General features: G+C 60.9%; 19 protein-coding genes. 6 read left to right on the forward strand and 13 right to left on the reverse strand.

Annotation, left to right across the window (positions count from 1 at the left end; all coding sequences use genetic code 11):
• Positions 1-3 precede the first annotated feature (3 nt).
• A complete protein-coding gene (locus ACOQFT_RS11895; RefSeq protein ID WP_421598135.1) occupies positions 4-1,320 on the forward strand; it encodes an MATE family efflux transporter in 1,317 nt (438 codons plus the stop codon).
• Here ACOQFT_RS11895 and arsC read toward each other — a convergent pair.
• The 3 genes from arsC to ACOQFT_RS11910 are packed head-to-tail and all read right to left on the reverse strand — an operon-like array spanning position 1,317 to position 3,098.
• Positions 1,317-1,658 carry an arsenate reductase (glutaredoxin) gene (arsC, locus tag ACOQFT_RS11900; protein ID WP_421598136.1) on the reverse strand — a complete coding sequence of 114 codons (342 nt, stop codon included), beginning with the start codon at positions 1,656-1,658 and terminating at the stop codon, positions 1,317-1,319. The two genes, ACOQFT_RS11895 and arsC, sit on opposite strands and share 4 nt — an antisense overlap.
• Positions 1,655-2,713: a quinone-dependent dihydroorotate dehydrogenase gene (locus ACOQFT_RS11905; protein WP_421598137.1), complete on the reverse strand. Its 1,059-nt coding sequence runs from the start codon at positions 2,711-2,713 to the stop codon at positions 1,655-1,657. The genes arsC and ACOQFT_RS11905 overlap by 4 nt, the downstream gene beginning before the upstream one ends.
• A gap of 46 nt (positions 2,714-2,759) precedes the next feature.
• Positions 2,760-3,098 (reverse strand): DUF952 domain-containing protein, encoded by a 339-nt coding sequence (locus ACOQFT_RS11910; RefSeq protein WP_421598138.1) that lies wholly within the window; start codon positions 3,096-3,098, stop codon positions 2,760-2,762.
• Positions 3,099-3,206: 108 nt separating this feature from the next.
• Between ACOQFT_RS11910 and ACOQFT_RS11915 the strand changes: the two genes are divergently transcribed.
• Positions 3,207-4,784 (forward strand): bifunctional metallophosphatase/5'-nucleotidase, encoded by a 1,578-nt coding sequence (locus tag ACOQFT_RS11915; RefSeq protein WP_421598139.1) that lies wholly within the window; start codon positions 3,207-3,209, stop codon positions 4,782-4,784.
• 63 nt (positions 4,785-4,847) lie between these two features.
• On the opposite strand, the gene ACOQFT_RS11920 is transcribed toward ACOQFT_RS11915, so the two are convergent.
• The 3 genes from ACOQFT_RS11920 to ACOQFT_RS11930 are packed head-to-tail and all read right to left on the reverse strand — an operon-like array spanning position 4,848 to position 6,272.
• Positions 4,848-5,456: a sulfotransferase family protein gene (locus ACOQFT_RS11920; protein WP_421598140.1), complete on the reverse strand. Its 609-nt coding sequence runs from the start codon at positions 5,454-5,456 to the stop codon at positions 4,848-4,850.
• The gene (locus ACOQFT_RS11925) at positions 5,440-5,553 is read right to left on the reverse strand and encodes a hypothetical protein (RefSeq protein ID WP_421598141.1); all 114 of its coding nucleotides are present in this window, start codon (positions 5,551-5,553) and stop codon (positions 5,440-5,442) included. The genes ACOQFT_RS11920 and ACOQFT_RS11925 overlap by 17 nt, the downstream gene beginning before the upstream one ends.
• On the reverse strand, positions 5,523-6,272 hold the full coding sequence (locus ACOQFT_RS11930) for a tetratricopeptide repeat protein (RefSeq protein ID WP_421598142.1): 750 nt from the start codon (positions 6,270-6,272) through the stop codon (positions 5,523-5,525). Before ACOQFT_RS11930 ends, ACOQFT_RS11925 begins: the two co-directional genes overlap by 31 nt.
• Positions 6,273-6,554: 282 nt before the next feature.
• Between ACOQFT_RS11930 and ACOQFT_RS11935 the strand changes: the two genes are divergently transcribed.
• Positions 6,555-7,220 (forward strand): SOS response-associated peptidase, encoded by a 666-nt coding sequence (locus tag ACOQFT_RS11935; protein ID WP_421598143.1) that lies wholly within the window; start codon positions 6,555-6,557, stop codon positions 7,218-7,220.
• Between the two features lie 44 nt (positions 7,221-7,264).
• Complete coding sequence (gene mnmH / locus ACOQFT_RS11940; protein ID WP_421598144.1) at positions 7,265-8,317, forward strand: tRNA 2-selenouridine(34) synthase MnmH; 1,053 nt, start codon at positions 7,265-7,267, stop codon at positions 8,315-8,317.
• Here the strand turns inward: mnmH and selD are convergent.
• The 7 genes from selD to ACOQFT_RS11975 are packed head-to-tail and all read right to left on the reverse strand — an operon-like array spanning position 8,308 to position 16,391.
• Entirely contained in the window at positions 8,308-10,467 is a 2,160-nt protein-coding gene (selD, locus tag ACOQFT_RS11945; protein WP_421598145.1) for a selenide, water dikinase SelD, read from the reverse strand. The genes mnmH and selD overlap by 10 nt on opposite strands.
• A 5-nt stretch (positions 10,468-10,472) precedes the next feature.
• Complete coding sequence (locus ACOQFT_RS11950; protein ID WP_421598146.1) at positions 10,473-10,859, reverse strand: Na+/H+ antiporter subunit G; 387 nt, start codon at positions 10,857-10,859, stop codon at positions 10,473-10,475.
• 7 nt (positions 10,860-10,866) lie between these two features.
• Positions 10,867-11,136: a K+/H+ antiporter subunit F gene (locus ACOQFT_RS11955; protein ID WP_421598147.1), complete on the reverse strand. Its 270-nt coding sequence runs from the start codon at positions 11,134-11,136 to the stop codon at positions 10,867-10,869.
• Entirely contained in the window at positions 11,133-11,630 is a 498-nt protein-coding gene (locus ACOQFT_RS11960; RefSeq protein ID WP_421598532.1) for a Na+/H+ antiporter subunit E, read from the reverse strand. Before ACOQFT_RS11960 ends, ACOQFT_RS11955 begins: the two co-directional genes overlap by 4 nt.
• On the reverse strand, positions 11,630-13,168 hold the full coding sequence (locus ACOQFT_RS11965) for a monovalent cation/H+ antiporter subunit D (RefSeq protein ID WP_421598148.1): 1,539 nt from the start codon (positions 13,166-13,168) through the stop codon (positions 11,630-11,632). The genes ACOQFT_RS11960 and ACOQFT_RS11965 overlap by 1 nt, the downstream gene beginning before the upstream one ends.
• Entirely contained in the window at positions 13,165-13,524 is a 360-nt protein-coding gene (locus tag ACOQFT_RS11970) for a Na+/H+ antiporter subunit C (RefSeq protein WP_170325456.1), read from the reverse strand. Before ACOQFT_RS11970 ends, ACOQFT_RS11965 begins: the two co-directional genes overlap by 4 nt.
• Entirely contained in the window at positions 13,524-16,391 is a 2,868-nt protein-coding gene (locus ACOQFT_RS11975; protein WP_421598149.1) for a monovalent cation/H+ antiporter subunit A, read from the reverse strand. Before ACOQFT_RS11975 ends, ACOQFT_RS11970 begins: the two co-directional genes overlap by 1 nt.
• A gap of 224 nt (positions 16,392-16,615) precedes the next feature.
• Between ACOQFT_RS11975 and ACOQFT_RS11980 the strand changes: the two genes are divergently transcribed.
• Both ACOQFT_RS11980 and ACOQFT_RS11985 read left to right on the forward strand, forming a co-directional pair.
• Positions 16,616-17,089, forward strand: a complete 474-nt coding sequence (locus ACOQFT_RS11980; protein ID WP_421598150.1) for a rhodanese-like domain-containing protein — start codon at positions 16,616-16,618, stop codon at positions 17,087-17,089.
• Entirely contained in the window at positions 17,086-17,901 is an 816-nt protein-coding gene (locus ACOQFT_RS11985; protein WP_421598151.1) for an alpha/beta hydrolase family esterase, read from the forward strand. The genes ACOQFT_RS11980 and ACOQFT_RS11985 overlap by 4 nt, the downstream gene beginning before the upstream one ends.
• Positions 17,902-17,912 lie beyond the last annotated feature (11 nt).

The following is a 17,912-nucleotide window of genomic DNA, read 5'->3' on the forward strand; positions in this document are numbered from 1 at the left end:
ACCGTGCAGACCGCCTCGGCACCTCTCACCCATAGACGGGTGCTGAAGATCGCGGTTCCGATCGTGCTGTCTAATGCCACGGTGCCCATTTTGGGGGCCGTCGATACCGGTGTCGTCGGCCAGATGGGCCAGGCGGCCCCCATCGGTGCCGTGGGCATGGGCGCGGTTATTCTCGCGACGATCTACTGGATATTCGGCTTTTTGCGCATGGGAACAACCGGCCTCGCGGCGCAGGCGCGCGGGGCCGGGGACACCGCCGAGACCGGTGCTTTGCTGATGCGTGGGCTGCTGCTGGGCGGCGCGGCGGGGTTTTTCTTTATCCTGACACAAATCTGGGTGTTCTGGGGCGCGTTTGCCCTGTCGCCCGCCAGCCCCGAGGTCGAGGCGCTGACGCGGGATTACCTGCAAATCCGCATCTGGGGCGCACCGGCAACGATTGCCCTTTACGCGGTGACCGGCTGGCTGATCGCGGTCGAACGAACGCGCGGCGTGTTCATGCTGCAGGTCTGGATGAACGGACTGAATATCCTGCTGGACCTGTGGTTCGTGCTTGGTCTTGGCTGGGGTGTCGAAGGTGTCGCCATCGCTACGCTGATCGCCGAATGGACCGGGTTGGCGCTGGGCTTGTGGCTGTGCCGCGCCGCGTTTGCCGGAAACCAGTGGCGCGACTGGCCCCGGATTTTCGATGCGGCCCGGCTGCGGCGGATGATGCAGGTGAACACGGACATCATGATCCGTTCCGTCCTGCTGACCGGGGCGTTTACCACGTTTCTGTTCGTCGGTTCCGATCTGGGCGATGTGAACCTTGCAGCCAATCAGGTGCTGCTGCAATTCCTTGAAATCACCGCCTTTGCGCTGGATGGTTTTGCTTTCTCTGCCGAGGCTCTGGTCGGCAGCGCCGTGGGTGCGCGCGACCGGTATCAGGTCCGCCGCGCGTCGATCATGGCATCGCAATGGGGCGTGGGCGGGGCGTTTGCGTTGGGCGCTGTGTTTTATCTGGCCGGACCGGCTCTGATCGATCTGATGACCACCTCGCCCGAGGTGCGGCTGGCCGCGCGGGAATACCTGATCTGGGCCGCTCTGGCCCCTGCAATCGGGGTGGCAAGCTGGATGTTCGACGGCATCTACATCGGGGCCACATGGACCCGCGCGATGCGCAACGCGATGATCCAGTCGGTTGCGATCTATGTTGTTGCGCTGTTTATCCTGGTGCCGACGCTGGGCAACCACGGGCTATGGGCCGCGCTGATGGTGCTGAACATCGCGCGCGGCATCACGCTGGGCTGGCGTTACCCCCGGCTTGAGGCGCAGGTGGCTTAAAGCAGCGCCAGCAGGTTCTCGGGCGGGCGTCCGATGGCGGCCTTGTCGCCGGCAATGGCCAGAGGGCGCTCGATCAGGATCGGATTCTCGGCCATGGCGGCGATCAGGTCATCCGCGGACGTGTCCTTTGTCAGGCCCAGTTCCTTGAATCGCTTTTCTCCGGTCCGCATCATATCGATGGCATCGATACCCAGCCGATCCAGCACCGCACGAATCTCATCCGCCGAGGGCGCATCCTCAAGGTATTTGCGCACTTCGACCTGCGCGCCGTTCTCTTCCAGCAGCGCCAGCCCGGCGCGGGATTTCGAACAGCGCGGGTTATGCCAATATGCGATCACAGCCAGTCCTCTCGTTTACTTCCAACAGCTTGCGCGACAGAGTTGAACCCGTCCCGCGCCAGCAATTCATCCAAGCCTTGCGCGATATCAGCGGCCAGAGAAATCCCGCCATAGACCAGGGCCGTATAAAACTGGACGGCGGACGCCCCGGCGCAAATCTTGGCATAAGCCTGTTCCGCATTGCTGATGCCGCCCACGCCGATCAAGGGGATTTTCCCGTCGATCAACTGGCTGAGTCGGGCCAGAATCCGCGTCGATTTCTCGAACAGCGGGGCACCGGACAACCCGCCGGTCTCGCGCTTATGAGCGCTGCGCAACCCGTCGCGCGACAGAGTGGTGTTGGTGGCGATCACCGCATCCACGCCCGTCTCAACCGCGACTTCTGCGATGTCCTGCAATTCCGCCTCGGTCAGGTCAGGCGCGATCTTCAGGAAAATCGGGACCGGACGCGGCAGCGTGTTGCGTGTTTCGATCACGCCGCCCAGCAACGCCCCAAGCGCCGCCTTGCCCTGCAAATCCCGTAGTTTTTCGGTGTTGGGGGACGAGACATTGACCGTCGCGAAATCCAGATGTGCCGCGCAATGGGCCAGCACTTTGGCAAAGTCGCCGGGGCGGTCGTCACTGTCCTTGTTTGCGCCAAGGTTCAGGCCGATGACCGCGTCTTTGGGGCGATTGGCGAGGCGGTTTTCCATCACCTCCATGCCTTCGTTGTTAAAGCCAAAGCGGTTAATGGCGGCCTTGTCTTCGGACAGGCGGAACAGGCGGGGCTTTGGGTTGCCGGGTTGCGGGCGCGGGGTGACTGCGCCGACTTCTATAAAGCCGAACCCGGTGCGGGACAGAGGGGTCAGAGCCTCTCCGTTCTTGTCGAAGCCAGCGGCCAGCCCGACCGGGTTGGGCAGGTCCAGACCCGCCACCTGGGTTTTCAACCGGGACGAGGTCACCGGACCCGGCATTGGCGCCAGCCCGGCCTTCAGCGCCTTGATCGACATGCCATGGGCAGTTTCGGGGTCCATCTGGTGCAGGACGGCAAGCCCCAGTTTCTCGGTCAGTTTCATCCGAAACCCTTTCCAGTTTCAGCCGCATGGTGGGCGGTGAATGGTGTCATACCATCTCTGCCGGGAACTGGTGCGCTTGCCCGTCAAAGGGCAGGGGGCGCGACCACACAATATCGGTCATGCGGATCTGGCGATAAAGATGTGGGAACAGGGCGCCGCCGCGCGACACTTCCCATTTCAGGTCCTCGCCCATCGCCTCAGCGTCGCAGGCCAGCAGGGTCAGCCCCTCAACCCCGGCGAAATGCTTGGCTGCGGTTTCGGCGGCCTGTTCGGCGGTCGAGAAATGGACAAAGCCGTCGGATACATCGATCGGCGCCCCGTCCGAGGCACCCTGATCCTGCAAAACGGCCCACTCGTCGGCCCGGAAAATCTTGTAAATCAGCATGAGGTGGTGATGCCCCGCGCGACGGGCAGAATCAAGCCGGATTTCCCCCTTTGACTCTTCCTGCCGCTGGGCGCACCATCGCGTCAATCAATTACAGGGAGTATCAATATGTTCACCCGTTTTCTGGCGTCAGTAGCTGTTCTGGGCCTGTCCGCGGGCATGGCCGCGGCAGAATACAAGCTGACGATTCTGCATACCAACGATTTCCACGCGCGCTTTGAGCCGATCAACAAATATGACAGCGGATGCGATGCGGAAGACAACGCAGAAGGCAAGTGTTTCGGCGGATCCGCCCGCCTGGTAACGGCCGTTAACGAGGCACGCGAGCGGGCTGGCAACTCGATCCTCGTCGATGGCGGAGACCAGTTTCAGGGCTCGTTGTTCTACACCTACTACAAGGGCAAGGTTGCGGCCGAGTTCATGAACAAGCTGGGCTATGATGCGATGACCGTGGGTAACCACGAATTCGACGACGGCCCCGAAGTGCTGCGGGGGTTCATCGACTCGGTGGATTTCCCGGTGCTGATGTCGAACGCGGATATCCGTGACGAAGAACTGCTGACCGACAAGATCAAGAAATCCACCGTCATCGAAGTAGGTGGTGAAAAGATCGGTCTGATCGGTCTGACCCCGGAAGACACCCATGATCTTGCCTCGCCAGGACCCAACATCACCTTCTCGGACCCGGTTCCTGCGGTGCAGGCCGAGGTTGACAAACTGACCGGTGAGGGGGTGAACAAGATTATCGTGCTCAGCCACTCGGGCTATGGTGTCGATCAACGCGTGGCGCAGGAAACCACGGGCGTGGACGTCATCGTGGGTGGTCATTCGAACACCTACCTGTCGAACGTGTCCGACAAGGCGGCTGGTCCGTATCCAACCCTCGTCAATGGCGTGCAGATCGTGCAGGCCTATGCCTATGGCAAGTTCCTGGGTGAGTTGAACGTGACCTTCGATGATGATGGCAACGTGGTCGAAGCTGTGGGCGAACCTCTGATCATGGACAACACCGTGACCGAGGATCAGGCCGCGCTGGACCGCATCGCGGAACTGGCTGTGCCGCTGGACGAAATCCGCAACAAGGTGGTGGCGAATGCCGCAGATTCGATCGAAGGTGACCGCGCTGTCTGCCGCGTGCAGGAATGCGAGATGGGCAATCTGGTCGCTGACGCCATGCTGGCGCGGGTTGCCGATCAGGGCGCACAGATCGCGATTGCCAACTCGGGCGGACTGCGAGCCTCGATCGATCCGGGCGAGGTGACAATGGGCGAGGTACTGACCGTGCTGCCCTTCCAGAACACGCTTTCAACCTTTGAGATCAGTGGTCAGACCGTCATCGAGGCGTTGGAAAACGGTGTCAGCCAAGTCGAAGAGGTCAAGGGCCGCTTCCCGCAGGTTGCCGGCCTGTCCTTTACCTGGGACCCGTCGGTTGCACCGAACGAAGGCCGAATCACCGAGGTGATGGTTGCCGCAGGGGACGGGTTCGTACCCATCGATCCGTCTGCCACATATCTGGTCGTCACCAACAACTATGTTCGCAACGGCGGTGATGGCTATTCCATGTTCGAAGGCGACGACAAGAACGCCTACGACTATGGGCCTGACCTGGCCGACGTGACGGCGGAATACCTGGCTGAAAACGCGCCTTATCAGCCTTATCTGGATGGTCGTATCAAGCAGAAGTAACCCTGCGACCCAGTAACAAAAAAGGCCGCACCACCTGATGCGGCCTTTGGTTTTCCGGCTTGTTCAGCCGAGATCTTGTTCCGGCCAATGCGCCGGATCGAAGCCGTCCTGCATCGGGCGCAGATGCTCGGCCACGCTTTGCCAACCCCCAACCGATATGGTCGAGATCTTGTTGCGGACCTGGTCGATACTGGCCGTTCTGACCTGCGTGGTGTTTTCCTCGGGGCGCATCATTGTTTCGTTCCACTCGATACCGCAGAACGCGGCGACCTGCTGGCTGTAGGTTTGCGGGTCGGCCACAAGTTTTTCGTAAGGCACGGTCAGAATACGATCTCGGGACACGGCATCCCAATGGGCCATGTAGCGGCGGTAAAGGTTGGCGGTATGTGCGATGGATTCCTGGTTCGATGCATAATGCATACCGCCCGCAAGGAACCTGACCTTCCATTTGGACAATCCTGCATCGCGCGGGTCGCGCAGCATGTTGATGATTTTTGCATTCGGGAAGGCGGACAGCAGAAATCCGACGCGTTGAAAATTGTGAGGTATCTTGTCAACAAAAGCGACCGATCCTTCGGGAATTGGCGGCATCAGCTTGCGGTACGCGCGCCCAAACTCGGCAGCCTCTTTTTCAGTGAAACTCCGGTCACCCGTCTCATAGACCAGCGACAAATCTGGCCCAAGGGTCAGCTCTCCGCAACCTGCAAGGTGGGGGGGCTGCGCTCAGCATCATCTCCATCAGCGTGGTACCCGAGCGGGGTTGGCCCACGACAAAATGGGAGCGGGTATTTCGCTCGGACCGGCCTGCGGGGCATCTATTCCGTCCGGGAAAAGCTCGGTTATCGTGTGACAACGCTTTTCGGCTTCTTCAAAGTTGTATGGATTGGTGTCATGCTGTAGCGCGTTGCCGCGTGCAAACTGCGGCATGGCCACATCCATACCTTGTGATTTCGAGATCAGATGCGCCTTGGCGAACTCAAGCTCCGAAATTTCGTTTTCACTGTTTGATATGACCGCCTCGACGCTGTCTAGCAGATGTGTAGCGTCTTCGGACCCGGCCATGGTCGACATCTGCAGCAAAGACGCTGCGTGGCCGGGGTCTTCCGCAAAAATACGCTGAAAGATCTCCGTGGGCGCCTTTTTGTCGCCTTGCTGATGCAAGTTCAATGACTTCATAAAGGCGATCTTCTTGTCGCCACGAGCAAGCTCATATGCACGGGCGACATCTTTCGAGTTACCTTCGACAAAGCCGATTATTGAGTGCGCGCGCGCCCGTCTTGTCAAAAGGCTGACGTTATCAGGGTCGGTTTCCAGTCTTTTGCTAGCATGTTCGACAATCACGCGCCAGTCATTGCCTTTAAGGTAGATTTCGTCCAGAACCCGGTTCAGTTCCTTGTTGTTGGGGTGCTTCTCAAGATTCTGCTCCGTGTATTCCAAGGCTTTTTCGATCTGACCGATCTGCATCAGGGCATTGGACAGGTTTTCCACGAATTGCGGATATTCGGACTTCATCCGGGACGCTTCGACGAAATTGGGTATGGATTCCTGTACTGCTTCATCTCGGTCAGCACAAAACCCGAGATGGCGTGAAAGTCTGAATCCTTAGGGAGATTCTTGACGCCCAACTGTGCCTTTTTCCGCTCCTGTCAGAGCTTGCCTGCATCCAAAGCAGCCGCCACCTTGCCTTTGAGGATTTTCGCTGTTTGATTTTGCATGTGACCCCGTGACACCCTGTGCCTGTTTGAAACGACTATTGATGGTTCCTTTCCCATGTGCGGACGGTTTGCAGTAACCCTTCCCAATGACGCGATGGCGCAGCTGTTTTCTGCACGCCCGGCGAACACGCTTCCAGCGGTGCCGAATTTCAACGTCTGTCCGACAAATCAGGTACACGTGGTCCGCGCTGGAGAGAGCGGGCGCAGGCTGGACCCGCTGCGCTGGGGATTTCTGCCACATTGGTACAAGACCGAAACCGCCGGTCCTTTGCTGATCAATGCGCGGGCCGAGACGTTGGCTGAAAAACCCGCGTTTCGTGCGGCTTGCCGCGAACGGCGATGCCTGATCGTGGCGACCGGGTTCTACGAGTGGACCAAGACCGAACAGGGCGCACGCCTGCCTTGGTATATTCATCGCAACGATGGCGCGCCGATCGCTTTTGCGGGGGTCTGGCAGGACTGGGGCGCAGATGAAGCCCGGCAAGGCACCTGTGCCATCGTGACGACGCCCGCCAACGACCATCTGAGCAAAATTCACCACCGGATGCCGCTGATCCTTGAACCTGACGACTGGCCGCTCTGGCTGGGTGAGGCCGGGAAGGGGGCCGCGCGCCTGATGCGGCCCGGCGCCGAGGATGTACTGGACTTTTACCGCGTAGACCCGGCGGTAAACTCGAACCGGGCAAGCGGGTCCGACCTGATCGAACCGATCCCGGCCTGACGGTGTACCTTTTCAATGCGGGCTTTGCAGGATAGACCCTTGATATGGCTTTGAACTTCACCGACCTGCCCAGCCTTTACGCGCATGACTTCGATACGGTGATCGATGTGCGCAGCCCGGCCGAGTTTGCCGAGGACCATCTGCCCGGTGCCATCAACCTGCCGGTTCTGGACAACGAAGAACGCGCCCGGGTGGGCACGATCTATGTGCAGGAAAGCCCGTTTCTGGCCCGCAAGCTGGGTGCGGCGCTGGTGTTCCGCAACGCTGCAAATCACATCGAACACAGCCTGTCGTTGCACGAAGGGGGCTGGAAACCTCTGGTCTATTGCTGGCGGGGCGGGCAGCGGTCGGGGTCGTTCGCCTGGATGCTGCAGCAGATCGGCTGGCGGGCCGAGGTGGTCGAAGGCGGGTATCGCACCTATCGCCGTCTGGTGAACCAGTTTCTGTATCAGGACCCCTTGCCGCATCGCCTGATCGCGTTGGACGGCTACACGGGCACCGCCAAGACCGAACTACTGGCGCATCTGAAATCACGCGGCGTTCAGGTTCTGGACCTTGAAGGTCTGGCCAACCACCGCGGCTCATTGCTGGGTGAGATGCCTGGCGGGCAACCCAGCCAGAAGGCGTTTGAGTCCGCCCTGGCTGCAGCACTGTGCGGGCTTGATCCGGCGTGCCCGGTTGTGGTCGAGGCAGAGTCCTCCAAGATCGGAACCATGATCCTCCCGCCAAGCCTGTGGACTGCTTTGCGCAATGCGCCGCGAATTCAGGTTCGGGCCTCGATCAGGGCTCGCACCGCCTATCTGGTCAATACCTATGACGACATTCTGTCGGATGGGGACCGGTTGCGCGACCGACTTTCTCCGCTGCGGTTCCATCGGGGCCATGAAGTTGTGGATGGCTGGCTTTCCCTGATCGACGCTGGTGACAAGCAGGCGCTGACGCGGGCGTTGATGGAGCAGCATTATGACCCGTCCTATGCCAAATCCAGCCGCGCCCGCACTGCCGAGGTTGTGGCGCGGGTCGATGCGGCCACTTTGGACGACGCGGGCCTGAACGAAATGGCCGCGCGCATCGAACGGATTCTGGATCAACTTTGAAGCCGCAGGCCCGGCGTGTCGGACATGCGCCCGATGATGACCGCCGGATAGCCCGCGTGCCTCAGCTTTTCGCACAGCCCCTGCGCCTGATTGGCCGTGACGGCGGCCAACAGCCCTCCGGCGGTCTGCGGGTCGAACAACAGGTCGGCCTTGCCGCCGAACGGCAGATCCAGAGCGATGGACCGATTTTCGTTGAAAATCGTTGACCGGACGCCTTGTGCGCTTAATTCCAGCGCGCCGGTCATCAACGGAATTGCGTCCAGATCCAGCACCGCGCCGCAGTCCGAAGCCTCGCACATGCCCAGCAGATGCCCGGCCAGACCAAAGCCCGTCACGTCAGTCATCGCATGGGCGCCTGCCAGAATGCGCGAGGCTACGCCCTGCGGCTGGACCATTTGCCGGAGGGCATCGACAACCCATTCGCCCCGAGCCTTGCCAGCCATTTCGGCAGCCATCAATACGCCGCTGCCCAGCGGTTTGGTCAGGATCAGCGCGTCACCCGGATGGGCACCAGACAGGGTTATCGGGTCATCCTCGCACAGGCCGGTCAGGGTGAAGCCGATGGTCATCTCATCGCCCATCGAGCTGTGACCGCCCACAATCTCGGCCCCGGCATCGCGCATGACCTCGGTTGCGGTGGCCATGATCTCGGCCATGGTCCGGTGCTGCAAGTCCGGCGACATGCGGGGCAGGATGATCGTCGCAGTTGCCGCTTGCGGGCTGGCGCCCATGGCCCAGATATCCCCCAGCGCGTGAACGGCGGCGATGCGGGTCATTAGCGCCGGGTCATTGGTGAAGCCGCGCAGATGGTCCGAGGTCATCACCTGCCGCGCCCCACCTATTGTCAGCAGGGCAGCGTCGTCTCCGGGCAGGGGGGTGATGTCGGTGCGCGCTGGTACGGGCAGGTCGTTCAGCGCAGCCCGCAGCGCGCCGCGCCCAACCTTTGCACCGCAGCCGCCGCACATGGGCTTGTCGCCGAGTGCTTCTTGCAGCCCGGCTGCGCGAAGGCGCGGCATTGAAGGGCGCGCCATTTCGGGCAGGTCGCGGAATTTGTTCATGAAACTCTGGTCGATATGGTTCTTCCAGCGCCACATCAATGGCCCGCTGAAGGAAGTGCCCAACCGCTCGGCCAATGCGGACTTGCCGCCCAGCGAGATCAGTTTCAGGTAATCCTTCTGCGGCTTGTACCGCCGCATCCGTCCTGCCCCCAACGCGGAGCGCAAGTTGTCAAACAGGACTGGGGCCTCTCGAACCGCATAGACACCGGCCTTGGGGCGCGGGTTTTCCGACAGATGGGCACAATCTCCGGCGGCAAAGATCACTGGGTCGCTGGATTGCAGGAACCCGTTCACGCGAATGAAGCCGTCCTGCAAATCAAGACCCGTTTGGGAGATCCAGTCATAGGGGCGGGCCCCGGCGGCGCCAGTCACGAAGGCGGCCGGAATTTCACGGCCATCCTCCAGAACAATGTGATCGGCCTCGATGCGGGAAATGGGCGTGTTTTCGATAAGATCAACACCCAGATTAGCCATAGCCTTGCGAATGGTCGCGCCCGCCTTTGGTCCTGTCGCGGTCAGGGCTTGGGCATTGTCGATCAATGTCACCTGTGCCGAGCGACCTTTGGCGCGCTGGGCGTGGGCCATGGCCATCACCAGCTCAACCCCCGCCACGCCACCACCGATCACCGCGACCGAGGCCGGGCCGGTGCCCTGCAGATATTCCGCCCACCGCGCCGCGAATGGCCCCAGAGGCTTGGCCGGGATAGCATGGTCGGCAAATCCGGGCAGCGCAGGCATATCCGAGGTGATCCCGACATTGACCGAGGCCACATCGAACCCCAGCGGAGGACGACCGGGCACATGGACCTGACGTTGATCATTGTCGATCCCTTCGACCGGGCCGAGGATCACGCGTGCTCCGGCGAACCGGGCCAAACGCACCAGATCGATGTCCAATTCCTGGCGCTGATAATGCCCCGCGACATAGCCGGGCAGCATTCCGGAATAGGGCGCTGTAGGGCCGGGGTTGATCACCGTCACACGGGCACCGGGCAGCGGATTCATGCCCCATTTGCGCAGCACCAGCGCATGGGTGTGGCCGCCGCCAATTAGAACCAGATCACGGGTCAGGGGCAGCGGTGGTTGGTGCATGAAACTCAGATCTTGCTGTGGTCAGGGACGTCTTCGACCTGCTCGACCGCGTGGGTGGCCCAAAGCTCATCCTCGCCCGCGTCCGGCAGATCACCAGGCTGTTCATGGCGGTGAATGTGCCATTTGGCAATGAACAGGGCCGTGATCGGTGCGGTCAGAAACAGGAAAAGGGTGATCAGCAGTTCATGCAGCGACAGGTGGTCTTCGATCAGAAGCGAATGGATGATTGATGCAATCAGAACGCCGCCAACCCCCAATGTCGTCGCCTTGGTGGGAGCGTGCAAGCGGGACATCGGGTCCTTCAGCTTGATCATCCCGTAGGACCCGACAAAGCCAAAAATGCCTGAGACGACCAGAAAGAAGGCGACAAGAAACTCGAAGATGAAACTCATGACGCCCTCACTCGATGATATTGCCGCGCAGCATGAAACGCGCATAGGCCACGGTTGAGACAAAGCCGAGCATGGCAATGATCATGGCGGCTTCGAAGAAAATCTCGGTTCCCAAGTGAAGCCCGTAAAGGATCATCAGCGCGATGGTGTTGATCACCATCGTATCCAACGCCAGAACACGGGTACCGACGCCCTCGGCCGAGATGATCCGGTAAAGGCACATCATGATGGCCGTTCCAAAACATGCGAAGGCAAACCAGATCGCAACCTCGATCATTCGAAAATCTCCTTCAGGCGACGTTCATAGCGCTGTTTGATCTGATCCCGCACCGCGTCGGGGTCGGGCGCGTCCAGGCAGTGAACCAGCAGGTTGTGCCCCTGCGCCGACAGGTCCGAGCTGACGGTGCCGGGGGTCATGGTGATGGTTCCGGCCAGTACGGTGATCGCCTCGGGCGTGCGCAGTTCCAGCGGGATGCAGATCCAGTTGGGCTGCCGGTCGGCATCGCGTTTGAACAGGATGATCTTTGCTACAGTGATATTGGCAATCACGATGTCCCACAGCACCACCAGCATGTATTCCACCACCATCGGCCAGTTCCGCAGCTTTGGGCGGTCGGGCCAGTAGGGCTGGGTGATGAACGGGATGATGATCCCAAGGATCAGGCCAAAGACCAGCGAGTTCAGCGAGGCTTTGTTGGCCAGCAGAACCCACACAATCGTCAGCAGGATGGTCAGGTGAGGGTGTGGGAAAATTCGGTGCAGAAGTCTCATCATTCCTCTCCTCCCAGAACGGCCGAGATGTAGTGTTCAGGTGTGAACAGCTGCTCGGCTGTTTTGCCAGCATAGGTCAGGGCCGGACCCGCGAACAGGGTTAGCATGACAAGGCCCAGCACCAGCCCGAAGACGGAGGTGAAGGCCAACCCTGCATTTGGTTCGGGCGCGGGTTGGGCGGGGGCCTCTTCTTCTGTTTCGGGTGTAGGATTGTGTTGGGCATCGTGGCTTTTCCAGAAGATCAGCGAACCCGCGCGTGCCAGCCCGACGATGGTGACAAACGACCCGATCAGGACAACCGCCCAGATCGCGTTTGCATCCGGCGCGTCGCGGGATGCGTCCAGCACCAGCAGCTTGCCGACAAAGCCCGACAATGGGGGCATCCCCGCCAGCGCGATGGCGCCGACAAAGAACAGGGCCGAGATCAACCCGCTCTGCGGCATCGGTGCCTTGGGTTCGATGGAACCGCCCTGGCGCTCCATCACCAGATCGGCCACCAGGAACAGCAGTGCCGTCGCAAGGGTCGAATGATAGATGTAATACAGCGCCGCAGCGGTGGCGGTTTCCGTGAACAGCGAGATCGCAATCAGCAGCGTCCCCATCGAGGCGATGGCGCAAAAAGCGACCATCCGCGCGATGTGCTGTGCACCCAGAATACCGACGACCCCAATGGCCAGCGTGACCAGCGCCGCCGGTTGCAGCCATGCCCCCACAAGCCCCTGCGTTGCCTCGACATCCGGGCCGAAGCCCAGCGTGTACATCCGCAGGATCGAGTAGGCCCCGACCTTTGTCATGATGGCAAACAGCGCGGCCACCGGCAGGGGTGCGTTGGCATAGCTGGCGGGCAGCCAGAAATGCAGCGGCAGTACGGCGGCCTTAATGCAGAACACCAACAGCAACAGCACCGCACCGACGCGCAGCAGCGCCGTATCGTCGGCGGGCAGTTCTGCCACGCGCATTGCCATGTCGGCCATGTTCAGCGTCCCGGTCACCGCATAGAGCGTCCCCAGCGCAAACAGGAACAGGGTCGATCCAATCAGGTTATAGGCCACATACTGAACGCCTGCCTTCAGGCGAACCGCCCCACCGCCATGTGTCATCAGGCCGTAAGATGCGATCAGCAGGACCTCGAAGAACACGAACAGGTTGAACGCGTCGCCGGTCAGGAAGGCGCCGCACACCCCCATGAGCTGAAAATGGAACAATGCGTGGAAGTGTTTGCCCCGGTCGTCCCAGCCTGACGCAATGGCATAAAGCACAATGGGAAGTGCCAGTAGGGCGGTCAGCAGCACCATCATGGCCGACAGACGGTCCAGCACCATCACGATGCCGAAGGGCGCGGGCCAGTTGCCCAGCTCGTAAACCTGAATGTCGCCACCAGAGGCCTGCGCGGTGATGGTCAGGGCAATCCCCAACAAACCCACAACTCCGGCGACCGAGAAGATGCGCTGCAGGTCCAGGTGGTATCGCAGGACCATGATGATGAACGGGGCCAGGATCGCGGGCAGGACGATCGGCGCTACGATCCAGTGGTTCATGCGTCTTCTCCCGGCGCGTCCACGCTGTCCTGCGCGGTCATGTCGATATGGTCATCCTTCGAGGACAGATAGGCCGAAAGTGCGATCATCACGATCACCGCCGTCATCCCGAACGAGATAACGATGGCCGTCAGCACCAGCGCCTGAGGCAGCGGGTCGGTATAGGGGACGTCTTCGTATTTGTTCAGAACGGCGGGCGCATCCAGCGCCAGCCGCCCGGTGGCGAACAGGAACACGTTCACCGCATAGGTGATCAGTGACAGGCCCAGGATCACGGGGAATGTCCGGCGGCGCAGGATCAGGAAAATCCCGGCAGCGGTCAGAATGCCTACGGCTGAGGCTACGAGCGCTTCCATCAGGCCTGCTCCTTCTCTTCGTCGTCTTTCAGGTCATCCCGCAGCGGGTTGATATCCATTGGGAATTCCTGCGCCATACCCGGCTGCCACGCGAATCGCGACAGGCTGTCCAGTGCCAGCATCACCGCGCCCAGAACCGCAAGGAACACGCCAGTGTCAAACAGGATGGCAGTGGCCCATTCGAACTCTTCCAATGGTGGCCAGTGGAGATAGCCGAAGTCGCTGGTAAGGAACGGGCGTTCGTTGAACCACGCGCCCAGACCGGTCGCGGCGGCGATCAGAACACCCCAGCCGATTGTACCGTGATAATAGAAGCGCTGTCGCTCGATAGCCCAAGTATAGCCGCTGGCCATGTATTGCATCAGATAGGCAATGGCCACGATCAGCCCGGCGATGAAACCGCCCCCCGGCTGGTTGTGTCCGCGGAAAAAGATGTAGGCACCAACCATCAGCGCAATGGGCATCATCACGCGGGTCGCGACCACCATCATCAGCGGGTGCGAGTCTCCCGATTGCGGCCAGTGCGGTTTACGGTTCAGCAGATAGGCGCGGACGTTCGAGCCCAGAACAGCCTCGGTCAGGGCAAAGATGATCAGGGCGGCGATGCCCAGAACGATGATCTCGCCGAAGGTATCAAAGCCCCGGAAGTCCACCAGGATCACGTTGACCACATTGGTGCCGCCACCGCCTTTGTACGAATTCGCCAGATGAAACTCGGAGATCGTCGGGAAGGCAAAATCCCGCAGCATCAGCGCGTAGATCAGCCCGCCAGAACCAAGACCTGCCACAACCGAGATCGCTGCATCGCGCCAGCGCCGCGCGGCGCTGCTGTCCCACGGTGTATCCGTGGGCAGGAAGTTCAGCGACAGCAGCAACAGGATCATCGTCACCACCTCGACCGAGATCTGCGTCAGCGCCAGATCCGGGGCCGAGAGATAGTTGAACGCCATTGAGACGATCAGGCCAACCACACCGATCAGCACCAGTGACAACAGGCGGTTGCGGTGGAACCACATAATCGCCAGCGTCGCGCCAACCAGACAAATCCAGCCGACGAACGGAATGATCTGTATCGGCAGGGGCTCGCGCGTTTCCGGACCAATCGTGCCGGTCGTATAGGCGTAATAGCCAAGCCCGACGGTGAACGCGATCAGGATGATCGCATAGCGGCTGACCACGCCGTTGTGCAGCGTGTCGGTGACCCAGCGGCTGAGCGCCGTCAGGGCTCCGATAACGGCGTCAAAGATCGTCTTGGCCTCGGGGCGGGGCAGGGCGTTCCACAGCGCCTCTCCCCGCCGGTGCAGCGCCAGCAGGAACAAACCGCCCAGCGTTGCCACAGCCGACATATACAGCGCGGGCGTGAATCCATGCCACAGTTTCAGCGAGTAGTAGGGCAGTTTCTCACCACCGATCACGGCACTGGACACAACCGCAACCAAAGGTCCGACGATAGCTGCTGATTGCAACCCGATCAGCACCACCAGCACCACTAGGAAGGCCGGGGCCAGCCACAGCCCAACAGGTGGGTCATGCGGGTGATGCGGATAGTCGGTGCGTTGCGGGCCAAGGAAAACATGGCTGACGAAACGGAAGGAATAGGCGGCTGAGAACAGTGCGGCCAACAACGCCAGCCCCGGTACCAGATAGTGCGAATGCAACCACGTGGTGTGGACCGTTTCCTCCAGCATCATTTCTTTGGACAGGAAGCCGTTCAACGGCGGCAGGCCTGCCATGGACAGGGCGGCAATCGTGCCGATGGTAAAGGTGATCGGCATCAGTTGCCGCAACCCGCCCAGACGTTTGATATCGCGGGTTCCGGCCTCGTGATCTACGATCCCGGCGGTCATGAACAGCGCAGCCTTGAAGGTCGCGTGGTTGATGATGTGGAAAATGGCGGCCACGGCGGCAATCTTGGTGCCAAAGCCCAGCAGCATCGTCACCAGACCCAGATGCGATACCGTTGAAAACGCCAGCAGCGCCTTGAGGTCATCCTTGAACAGCGCGATGCAGGCGCCGATCAGCATGGTGACCAGACCTGTGGTCGCGACGATATAGAACCAGGCATCGGTCCCGGCCAGAACCGGCCACATCCGCGCCATCAGGAACAGCCCGGCCTTCACCATCGTGGCCGAGTGCAGATAGGCCGAAACCGGCGTCGGTGCGGCCATCGCGTGCGGCAGCCAGAAGTGGAACGGGAACTGCGCCGATTTGGTGAAACAGCCCAGCAGAATCAGGATCAGCGCGGGCATGTAATAGGGTGAAGCCTGGATCAGCTCTTTGTTCTGCAGGATCACGCTCAGGTCATACGACCCCACGATATTGCCCAGGATCAGCATCCCTGCGATCATCGCCAGCCCGCCGGAACCGGTCACGGCCAGAGCCATACGGGCGCCCTGACGGCCCTCGGGCAGGTGCTTCCAATACCCGATCAGCAGGAATGAGCTGAGCGACGTAAGCTCCCAGAATATAAGCAGAAGCAGGATATTGTCAGACAGAACGATCCCGACCATCGCGCCCTGAAACAGCAGCAGATAGGTGTAGAACTGCCCCATCGGGTCCTCGCGCGACAGGTAGAACCGCGCGTAAAGGATGATCAGCAATCCGATACCCAGGATCAGCAGAGCAAACAGGAACCCCAGACCGTCCAGCATGAAATTCGCATTCAAACCCAGAGCGGGTATCCATTCAAACCGGGCGGCCACAACCTCTCCGCGCATGACCGCAGGGATGTGGATCAACAGCCCCATAAGCGCCAGAAAGGTGGTCAAGCCCGCCGCCGAAGCTGCTGCGTTTCGTCCTGCCCGGATCAGAAGGGCTGGGAATACAGCTCCGAGGAAGGGAAGGGCCGCGATGAGGAATAGGGACAAGTGCGATACTCCGGTCTGGGCGGTCAAAAGTAGTCCTGATTTTGTAAGGATAATTTTCTGACTGTCCAGCTATTGCAAGTATTTCGCTGCATTCTTGGGGGACGAAACAGGCGGCTGGTCAAGTGCGAATTAATGACGCGAACTTGATCTGCGGGCCGAATTTCACCACAGCGCCGGCTTGGCGAGTATGGTAAAAACGGCCTGTCTGCGCAGGAGGGCACTGTATGGCAGAGACGGTAAACCGGACCCGAAGGTGGGTTTTGCTGGGCGGGGGTGCAGCCCTTGCCACCGGTTTCGCCATTCGTGAATATCGCTTGATTCCTCCGGATTATGCGGGCGGCCAGCTGAATGTTGCGGACGCGCACGCGCAGGCACTGTCAGGCGATATCCTGCTGGTGGACATCCGTACTCCGCAGGAATGGCAGGCCACTGGTGTTGGTGAAGGGGCGTACCCTTTGGATATGCGCCGCGATGATTTCGAACAAGCTCTGGCGCATCTGACCGGCGGAGATCGCAGCGCCCCGGTCGCGTTGATCTGCGCCCGTGGGGTGCGGTCGGCTCGTCTGAGCAACCGATTGACCGAGGCCGGGTTCACCAATGTCCTGGACGTACCCGAGGGTATGCTGGGTTCTGCCGCAGGGCCGGGGTGGGTACGCGCCGGATTGCCGGTTCAACGCAAAACAGGAGAGACTGGATGATCCGTGAAATGACGCTGGCAACCAGGTTGACGCTCGCGGCGCAAGCTGGCCTTGCCGCGTGTGCCGATCAGGACGGTATGTGCGAAACCGCTTCGGGCGGCTATCACATCGAACTGCCCGAGGCGGACAACCCGCCGCTGGTGGTGTTTCTGCACGGCTATGGCGGCACGGCCACCGGTACGATGAAAAACCGCAGCATGGTCGAGCCCTTGTTGGCGCGGGGTTACGCTGTGATGGCGCCGGAAGGGGCTGAGCGCAATGGCCGCCAAAGTTGGAATTTCTTTCCGGGATGGGAGGGGCGCGATGAAGCGGCTTTTCTGACCGAGGTTGTTCAGGACGCCTCGAACACGTTCGGGGTGGATACGGACCGGGTGGTGCTGGGCGGGTTTTCGGCGGGCGCGTTCATGGTCTATTACCTCGCCTGCGCCGCGCCGGATACGTTTTCAGCTTATGTGCCTGTCTCGGGAGGGTTCTGGCGTCCACACCCCGAGGCTTGCGACGGCCCGGTGCGGTTGTTTCACACCCATGGCTGGACCGACAACGTGGTGCCGCTTGAGGGGCGTCTGCTGGGCGGCGGCCGGTTCCATCAGGGCGACATCTTTGCCGGTCTTGAGATTTGGCGTGTTGCCAACGAATGCGCTGACACCAAACCCAGCGGCTTTTCCACCACTGGCCAATTCATGCGCCGCTATTGGACCGGATGCGCCGAGGGCAGTGCGCTGGAATTTGCGCTGTTCCCCGGCGGTCATGGTGTGCCCAAGGGATGGGCGGACATGATGGTGGATTGGTACGAAGGCCTGCCCGGCGGTTGATTCAAGCGCTT

Source organism: Ruegeria sp. MALMAid1280 (assembly GCF_049195285.1).
GTDB lineage: Bacteria > Pseudomonadota > Alphaproteobacteria > Rhodobacterales > Rhodobacteraceae > Ruegeria.

Coding starts and splice junctions, on each gene's coding strand:
- ACOQFT_RS11955 (WP_421598147.1), bottom strand. CDS start 11,136: ATGATCGAGGTTGCGATCTGGTTTGCCTTCGCATGTTTTGGAACGGCC.
- ACOQFT_RS11965 (WP_421598148.1), bottom strand. CDS start 13,168: ATGAACCACTGGATCGTAGCGCCGATCGTCCTGCCCGCGATCCTGGCC.
- ACOQFT_RS11950 (WP_421598146.1), bottom strand. CDS start 10,859: ATGAGTTTCATCTTCGAGTTTCTTGTCGCCTTCTTTCTGGTCGTCTCA.
- ACOQFT_RS11980 (WP_421598150.1), top strand. CDS start 16,616: ATGGCAGAGACGGTAAACCGGACCCGAAGGTGGGTTTTGCTGGGCGGG.
- ACOQFT_RS11905 (WP_421598137.1), bottom strand. CDS start 2,713: ATGAAACTGACCGAGAAACTGGGGCTTGCCGTCCTGCACCAGATGGAC.
- ACOQFT_RS11970 (WP_170325456.1), bottom strand. CDS start 13,524: ATGGAAGCGCTCGTAGCCTCAGCCGTAGGCATTCTGACCGCTGCCGGG.
- ACOQFT_RS11935 (WP_421598143.1), top strand. CDS start 6,555: ATGTGCGGACGGTTTGCAGTAACCCTTCCCAATGACGCGATGGCGCAG.
- ACOQFT_RS11960 (WP_421598532.1), bottom strand. CDS start 11,630: ATGAGACTTCTGCACCGAATTTTCCCACACCCTCACCTGACCATCCTG.
- ACOQFT_RS11910 (WP_421598138.1), bottom strand. CDS start 3,098: ATGCTGATTTACAAGATTTTCCGGGCCGACGAGTGGGCCGTTTTGCAG.
- ACOQFT_RS11915 (WP_421598139.1), top strand. CDS start 3,207: ATGTTCACCCGTTTTCTGGCGTCAGTAGCTGTTCTGGGCCTGTCCGCG.
- selD (WP_421598145.1), bottom strand. CDS start 10,467: ATGCACCAACCACCGCTGCCCCTGACCCGTGATCTGGTTCTAATTGGC.
- mnmH (WP_421598144.1), top strand. CDS start 7,265: ATGGCTTTGAACTTCACCGACCTGCCCAGCCTTTACGCGCATGACTTC.
- ACOQFT_RS11985 (WP_421598151.1), top strand. CDS start 17,086: ATGATCCGTGAAATGACGCTGGCAACCAGGTTGACGCTCGCGGCGCAA.